Raw genomic sequence first — 6,794 nt, forward strand, 5'->3', positions numbered from 1 at the left:
GAGGTGTTGCTCAGGGCTGGGTGGGGCTCCCCAGCGCGAGCGTCGCGGCCACCTTGGGCTCCGTCACGTTGTCCTGTGACTGGCGGTCGATGAGCTTGTTGAGGGGATCCACGCCGACCTCGGCCGGTTGCACCGGCACGGTGAAGGTGATCTCCGATTCCCCCTTGCCCACCTTGCGCTTCTCCAGGAACAGCGCCTCGCCGTTGCTGTCGAGCGCGCCCACGTCCATCCAGTCGGAGAACTCCAGCTCCGTCTGGTTGCCTTTGTCGTCGCTGCGGAACTTCTTCGCGATGACCTTGAGCGTGACGTCCCAGGTCCCCTGGGTGTTCTGCCGCATCGTCGCGGACACCGCGCGGTTGTCGTAGAGGGTGATGGTCTCGAAGAGGTCTTCCAGGAGGTACTGATACTCCGGCGGCGTCTCCTCCCGCAGGAAGCCGAGCAGCTCCGCGGAGCCCGTGTACGGCGGCCCCTGGAAGCGGACCTTGTCCACGTAGCGCTTCATGGCGCGGTTGACGCGCTCCTCGCCGATGAAGTCCTGCAGCGCGTACATGGCGAGGCTGCCCTTCTGGTAGTGGATGTACATCTGGTTCTCCACTCGGGACAGCGGCACTTCCTTCTTCCGCTCCAGTGCGCGGCCCATGAGGTAGCCGTCCAGCTCGAACTTGAGGAAGCGCTTCATCTTCGTCGCGCCGAAGCGGTGCTTCATCACCATCAGCGCGGTGTACTGGGACATCGTCTCCGACGTCATCGTGCTGCCCTGCGCGCGCGCGCCCACCACCTGGTGGGCCCACCACTGATGGGCAATCTCGTGCGCGGTGACGTAGTACGGGTAGTCCACGTCATCGGGGCTGCCGTCGCGCACGCGGGCGATGAAGCCCAGTGATTCCGAGTACGGAATCGTGTTGGGGAAGGACTGCGCGAAGGCACCGTAGCGGGGGAACTCCAGGATGCGGGCCTGCCGGTGCTGGTACGGCCCGAAGTTCTCCGTGCAGTACTCCAGCGTGTCCTTCATCCCCCGCATCATCCGGTCCAGGTTATAGACGTGCGTGGGGTGGTGGTAGATCTCCAGCGCCACGTTCTTCCACGTGTCGCGCGCCACCGCGTAGCGCGCGGACAGCACCGAGTAGAACTTGAGGATGGGCTGGTCCATCTTGTAGCGGAAGAAGCGCCGGTTCCCCTCGGTCCACTCCTTCTCCAGGTAGCCGGGGGCGATGGCGATCTGATCCGCCGAGGTGCTCACCGTGGCCTGGAAGCTGACGAAGTCCGCGTCCTGGGTGATGTAGTTGTTGGCCTTGGCCTTCGGGTCATCCCGGTCCGGCAGGCGCTCCTTGGGCGCGAGGCCGTACTCCTTGCGGTCACCGTCCTCCACCAGCTCCGCGTCCTCCTGATAGCCCAGCGTGGGGAGGTTGCCGCTGTTGAAGAAGGTGCCGTTCTCGACGATGTCCGTGCGCGTCGAGCCATGCCTCATGCCGCGCGGCGCGTACTCCAGGTCGAACACCAGGTCCGCCTCGCCGCCGGGAGCCAGCGGCGTGGGCAACTGGAAGACGAAGAGGCCGAGCGACTCGTCGCGCTTCGCCGGGGTGTCCACGCCCGCCAGGGACAGCTTGCGCACGCGTGCGTCGCGCGGCAGCTCCATGAGCACCTGGGAGATGGGCTGCTCCGTCTTGTTACGCACGCGATAGGTGCCCAGCGCCTCCATGCGTCGCTCTTCCGGGTGGATGTGGAAGGTGACGTCCACCGCGGTGACGCGCGGATGGGGCAGGGCGGCGAAGGACTTGTAGTCCTTCTCGTAGCGAGCCAACGCGCGCTCGCTGTCCTTCGCCGTGACGTACGGGTTGAGGAAGCGCGTGTTGTAGGTGATGAACGCGCCAGTCCCCACGAACACGAGCGCCGCGAGGATGGCGGTCACCGTCCAGGCCGGGGTGCGGCGGGCCCGCGCTTCAGCGAGCCGCTCCTTCCAGGCCGTTCCACGTCCCCGAACGACGAGCAGCGCGCCCGCGGCCACCATGAGCGTGGCCAGGCCGTACCAGTACAGGCGGTGCCACGCGACCGAGGCCAGGAAGTGGCCATAGCCGTTCAGGTCCGAGTAGGGCGCCGAGGGCTCCGAGCCATAACGCACCAGCGGTTCCTCGATGCCGAGCAGCCCCAGCGCGGCCTGCGAGGCGAAGTAGAGCACCATGACCAGGTACGCGACGTACTTGTGGTGGATGAGCACCTGCGCGAAGAAGGCCAGCACGCACAGGAGGATGTTGTGCGTGAAGTCGAGCAGCAGGATGTCCGTGAAGTACAGCCACCACTCGATGTCGAAGAAGCCCCGGCTCACCTGGGAGATGATTGTCGCGAGCGCGACGACGCCCTTGAGCGACAGCACCACCAGCAGCAGCGCCCCGAACTTCGCGGAGTAGCCGACCCACGTCGGAGCCCGCGTCGCGTCGACGATGTCACCCAGGCCCGCGTCCCGCTCCTTCCACACCAGCTCCCCCGCGTAGAACGTCAGGGTGATGAGCACGAAGGGATGGAAGGTGGATGTGGCCATCTCCAGCGCCTGCCACGTCACGGGCAGGGTGGCGGTGCCGAAGATCTGCTTGGAGATCAGCGAGGCGATGGTCACGAAGGCCAGGCCCGCCACCACGAAGGACCAGTACACCGGCGAGCGCAGCACGTCGCGGAACGCCAGCCACGCGGAGGCCAGGGCCGTGCGCACCCAGCTTCCGAACGTGGGCGCGGGCCGCGTGGTGGGGATGGCCACGGGCACGGCGGGCGTCTCCTCGCGTGCCGCGGGGCGAGCACCGCTGTGTTCCTCCACGGTGGTCCGGAAGCGCGCCACCGTGAGGCCCAGCAGCAAGGCGCCCACGGCGCTCCACACGAGCCGGTTGATGAGCAGCCAGCCGGTGAACGGAATCAGGTCCCGGTTGCGCTCCGCGGGCGTCCAGTACCGGGTCACCGTCTCGATGGTGGTGAACCCGAACGGGTCCAACAGCGAGCCGAGCTCCTGGTTGGCCACGTCCGACATGGCGGAGCTGATGACCAGGTAGCCCAGCACCAGCACCACCATGCCCACGTACACCGGGGCCATGCGGCGCGTGAGCGCGGCCAGTGAGAAGAACACCGTGCCCGCGAAGAACAGCGTGGGCCACACGCCCACCAGGTACGGCCACACGTAGGCGAGGGTCTGGTGCGGAGCGAGCTGCGTCTTGTCGACCAGCCACACGACGCCGGCGCCCACGAGCAGGCCGGGGATGATGGCCAGCATCAGTCCGGCGCTGAAGAGGTACGCGCCCAGGAAGCGGCCGAGCAGGTACGGCGTCTTCTTCACGTTCTTCGTGAAGATGAGCATCCACGTCCCGTGGCCGAAGTCCTGGTGCGCGGCCTGTCCGAAGATGGCCGCGACCATGAAGAGGCCGAACAGGGCGATGGTGGTGGTGAATCCCAGGAGCGTGTGCGGGCTGTTGGCCAGCACGCGCTCGGAGCCGGAGCTGGCGGAGACGCTGCGGAAGACGCCACCGGTGGCCATCATCAACAGCATGCCGGCGCCCGCCAGCACGGCGGCGTAGATCCAGGTCGAGAGCATCTTGACCCGGCGCCGCAATTCGAATGTCACGAGAGCGCTGAACATGGGGTGTCCTCGCTCACGCCTTCTTCGACGCGCGTGAGAGCGCGTGGAAGTAGACGTCTTCCAGGTCGGGGCTCGCGGGCTCGAAGCCCGCCGGTGCGCTCTCCGCGTGGACGTGCACCAACCGCTGGCCGGCCACGCGTCTTACCGCGATGACCTCCAGCTCCTTCGTCAACGCGTCCAGTTCCTCCTGCTTCGTGACGAAGCGCTTCCACACGCGCCCTTGCAGCGCGTCCACCAGTCGCAGCGGGTGTCCGCTGGCCACGACGTTGCCCTGGGCGAGGATGGCCATGTTCTGGCAGAGGTCCGCCACGTCCGAGACGATGTGCGTGGACAGGAGCACCACGACGTCCGCGCTGATCTCCGCGAGCAGGTTGTGGAAGCGGAAGCGCTCGGCCGGGTCGAGGCCGGCGGTGGGCTCGTCGACGATGAGCAGCTTGGGGTCTCCCAGCAGCGCCTGGGCGATGCCGAAGCGCTGCTTCATGCCGCCGGAGAAGCCGCCGAGCCGTCGGTCCCTGTGCTCCCACAGGTTCGTCTTGGTGAGCAGCGCCTTCACCGCGTCATGGCGCGCGCCGCGCTGAGACAGGCCCTTGAGCTGCGCGAGGTGGTCCAGCATGTCCCAGGCCGTCACCTTGGGATACACGCCGAAGTCCTGGGGCAGGAAACCCAGCACGTCGCGCAGCTTGTCCTTGTCGCGGCGCACGTCGATGCCGTCGAAGGTCATCGTTCCGCCGTCGACGTCCTGCAACGTGGCGATGCTGCGCATGAGCGTCGACTTTCCGGCACCGTTGGGGCCGAGCAGTCCGAACATGCCGCGCGGAATGGTGAGGGAGACGTCGTGCAACGCCCGCGTTCCATTGGGGTACGTCTTGGACACGCCTTCGAGTCGGAGCTCCATGTCGGGCATCAACCTAGCCCATCCGTTACCATGCGCTCCATGTTCTCGCCGCGTTGGAGTCCCTGCCTCGCGCCCGTCCTCTTGCTGTGCGCGTGTGGAGAAGGGGAGCCGGTGATGTTGGAGGCAGCGGCGGCCGACTGTGGGAGCGCCGAGCCCCTGCGCCTGGAGCGCCTGCCGGTGGGCAGCATGGTGCTCAATTCCTATTTCCTCCAGGAGGAGGCCGCACGCGACGTGCGCCGTGGGTTGCATGAGTCACCCATCGTCGAGGAGGTGTTGGCCAAGACGGCTGCGCTCGGCGCCGTGGCGCTTCGGACCAATGGCCACAACGAAGCGCCGGAGAAGGTGGGCGACAGCACCATCCAGGTGGGGCCGCTCCAGTACGACGAGGTCGCCCTGCGAGGGTTGGACCGGGTGCTCGCCCGCGCGCGCGTGCATGGCGTCAGGCTGGTGCTCACGCTCGGCAACTACTGGGATGCCTACGGTGGCACTCGCCAGTATGTGACGTGGGCGGGGCTGCCTTCTCCCATTCAGGGCGACCCGCGCTTCTTCACCGACCCCGTCGTCGTGGCGCTCTACAAGGAGCACATCGCGCGGATGTTGGAGCGGGTGAACACGGAGGATGGCATCCGCTATGGCGACCATCCGGCGGTGCTCGCGTGGGAGCTGCTCAACGAGCCTCGCGGCCGGGGCCTGGACGCGGAGGGCGCGAGCATGCGGGCGTGGGTGGATGAGGTGGCGCGCGAGGTGAAGTCCCGCGCGCCAGGCCATCAGGTGGGGACGGGAGAGGAAGGCTTCGAGCCGTCCTCGGAGGGTTACGACGGCGCCTTCTGGGCTCGCGCGGGCACGACGATGCTGCGCACGCCCGGCTCCAGCTTCACGCGCAACACCGCGTCGCCGTACATCGACTTCGCGTCGGTGCACTTCTATCCGGAGTCCTGGGGCCTGGACGACGCGGACATGGCCGAGGCGGGAGCGCGGTGGATTCGCGAGCACGCGGACATCGCCCGGGGGCTGGGCAAGCCACTGTTCGTGGGCGAGCTGGGGCTGCGCAACGAAGGGGCCCTGGATTTGTCCCAGCGCCGCGCGCTGTATCGCGGCTGGCTGGAGTGCATGCGCAAGTCAGGCGTGGGCGCTGGCGCGCTGTGGATGTTCGCCAACGACGCGCGGCCCGACGCGTGGGACGAACACACGTTCTACTTCCGCGATGGCACGCGGCCGGAGGACCCGGCCAACCGCTATGCCGACCTCGTCGTGGAAGCGGCGGGCGCGGCGAGGCCCTGACACACGAAGGCCCGGTCGGGAGTCGTGCTCCCACCGGGCCAAAGGTGTCACGACAGTGACGGGGACTCAGTACGCGACGTGCACGTGGTCGCCGTGGCCACCGATGGCGCCAATGGGCGTGCCGTTCTTGATGCCGCCCTTCGGGTCATAGAACAGCTCGGTGGGCTTCGTGCCCGCAAGGCGCGTGTAGTACTCGGCCATCTTCGCCGGGCTGCCCGCCACGTCGATGGCGCGGCCCTTGTAGTGGTACGAGCCCGGCGTGTGCTGGCCACCCGTGGTGGAGGTGATGGTGAGCCCCATCTGCCGGGCCAGGTTCGACGCGAAGTCGAGCTTCTGGCGGTTGGTGCCGTTCACCGGGAAATTGCCCGGGACGCCGCCGGGGCCCTTGGTGCCATCCGGCTTGCCGTCCCACATGTCCTGGTTGCGCGAGTTGAAGATGGAGCGGCCCGTGTTGTTGCCCACGACGCCGTCCGCCTTCAGCCCGTGCTGCTTCTGGTAGGCCGTCACCGCCGCCTTCGTCTTCGCGCCGTAGATTCCGTCCGCCGTGCCGGGGTTGTAACCGGCCTTGGCCAGGGTCTTCTGCAGCCGCGTCACATCCGAACCGCGCGTACCGACCTGGAGCATGGAGGGCCTCTTTCTCTCGCCGAAGGCGGAAGGCTTCGTACAAGAGGGTTATCGGCGCCTATGTCCGTGAGTTGCGGCTTAAGTGGGATAAAGCGGGGAATGTCTGTTTTTAGGCCCTGCTTGAAAATGTCGCGTCACACCGAAATGAGGCCCTTGCGGATGCCCTCGGTGACGGCCTCGACGCGGTTGGTCACCTCGAGCTTCCGGTAGATGTGCTCCAGGTGGGTGCGGATGGTGGCCTTGCTGAGGCTGAGGAGGCGGGCGGCTTCGCTGTTGGAGACGCCCTTGGCGATGAGCTGGAGGATTTCGCGCTCGCGGTCCGACAGGGGCTTGAGCAGGGGCTCTTCGAGGGAGGGGTTCGCCGCGGCGGGAGTGGGG

5 protein-coding genes are annotated in these 6,794 nt (G+C 67.4%); 1 reads left to right on the forward strand and 4 read right to left on the reverse strand.

Features of this window, described 5'->3' with window-relative positions; all coding sequences use genetic code 11:
- Positions 1–10: 10 nt before the first annotated feature.
- The gene (locus tag FJV41_RS27995) at positions 11–3,616 is read right to left on the reverse strand and encodes an ABC transporter permease/M1 family aminopeptidase (protein WP_141645626.1); all 3,606 of its coding nucleotides are present in this window, start codon (positions 3,614–3,616) and stop codon (positions 11–13) included.
- 13 nt (positions 3,617–3,629) lie between these two features.
- The gene (locus FJV41_RS28000) at positions 3,630–4,511 is read right to left on the reverse strand and encodes an ABC transporter ATP-binding protein (RefSeq protein WP_141645627.1); all 882 of its coding nucleotides are present in this window, start codon (positions 4,509–4,511) and stop codon (positions 3,630–3,632) included.
- A gap of 114 nt (positions 4,512–4,625) precedes the next feature.
- Here FJV41_RS28000 and FJV41_RS28005 point away from each other — a divergent pair, with 114 nt between their 5' ends.
- On the forward strand, positions 4,626–5,792 hold the full coding sequence (locus tag FJV41_RS28005) for a glycoside hydrolase 5 family protein (RefSeq protein WP_246137456.1): 1,167 nt from the start codon (positions 4,626–4,628) through the stop codon (positions 5,790–5,792).
- Positions 5,793–5,858: 66 nt separating this feature from the next.
- On the opposite strand, the gene FJV41_RS28010 is transcribed toward FJV41_RS28005, so the two are convergent.
- Positions 5,859–6,416: a peptidoglycan-binding domain-containing protein gene (locus FJV41_RS28010; RefSeq protein ID WP_141645629.1), complete on the reverse strand. Its 558-nt coding sequence runs from the start codon at positions 6,414–6,416 to the stop codon at positions 5,859–5,861.
- Positions 6,417–6,550: 134 nt separating this feature from the next.
- A partial coding sequence (locus FJV41_RS28015) for a response regulator transcription factor (RefSeq protein WP_141645630.1) occupies positions 6,551–6,794 on the reverse strand: 244 nt, incomplete at its 5' end.

Origin of the sequence: Myxococcus llanfairpwllgwyngyllgogerychwyrndrobwllllantysiliogogogochensis (assembly GCF_006636215.1) — a bacterium.
GTDB classification, from domain to species: Bacteria; Myxococcota; Myxococcia; order Myxococcales; family Myxococcaceae; genus Myxococcus; species Myxococcus llanfairpwllgwyngyllgogerychwyrndrobwllllantysiliogogogochensis.